Here is a 724-nt window from a genome sequence, read left to right as displayed (position 1 = left end):
AATTCTACCTTCACATCAAAATCTCACACTGGCCTCTAACGGTCGCGGTTGGTGTGCTTTACGTTCGGCTAAATACTATGAGCATAAAGAAAATCATAAGCTTTATATTCCTTCTCCTAATTTCAGGCATAGTAATATGGATGCTGACTAGCAAACGGCGCTTAAAGACAGACATCTCTAATGAATCAGCTAACGCTACAGAGGTCATACTTGAGAGATTCCAAGGGGATATAATCTTCGATAGTCATAGTATCAGTAGTTCAGATTTCCGAAAGTGGATGACTACACTCGACGAAGGTTTCGGCCGCGCCCCAATAACATTCAGCAAATGCTGGATACCACATCATAGGGCTAGAATAATCACCCCTTCTAATGAATTTGTCATAGAGTTTTGTTTCAGCTGTGATGAGATGCAAACCACTACTTCTAACAGAGTTTATATCCCTAATGATTGGGTAGGAAGCTCCAAAAATTTATTCTCAGTTTACGGCATTTCAGACAAAGCACCGACACACGAAGAGGTTACCGCATACCGCCAACAACAAATTGACTTTGCCGAACAAGACGCTGCACCCAACCGCTGAACGCGGTTGAGTTCCGCTAACATTTCTGGTAATTCCTACTTTAAACCCACAGCACAGTTTCCTCGGTTAGTTCGCGGTTGGTGTGCTTTACGTTATCCTAAAAACCTCATGCACAGATACACTCAAATTGGACTAATCAG

General features: G+C 42.4%; 1 protein-coding gene. It reads left to right on the top strand.

The genetic code is table 11. The features are described from left to right. Positions 1-410: 410 nt before the first annotated feature. On the top strand, positions 411-584 hold the full coding sequence (locus tag ACFSW8_RS03830) for a hypothetical protein (protein WP_377177491.1): 174 nt from the start codon (positions 411-413) through the stop codon (positions 582-584). Positions 585-724 lie beyond the last annotated feature (140 nt).

The sequence above is a fragment of the Rubritalea tangerina genome (genome assembly GCF_042683245.1).
GTDB lineage: Bacteria > Verrucomicrobiota > Verrucomicrobiia > Verrucomicrobiales > Akkermansiaceae > Rubritalea > Rubritalea tangerina.
Note: the sequence above shows the minus strand (reverse complement) of the source record. Positions and strands in the feature narration are given on the sequence as shown.

Excerpts from the sequence above, each read along its gene's own strand:
- ACFSW8_RS03830 (WP_377177491.1), top strand. The coding sequence starts at position 411 with ATGCAAACCACTACTTCTAACAGAGTTTATATCCCTAATGATTGGGTA.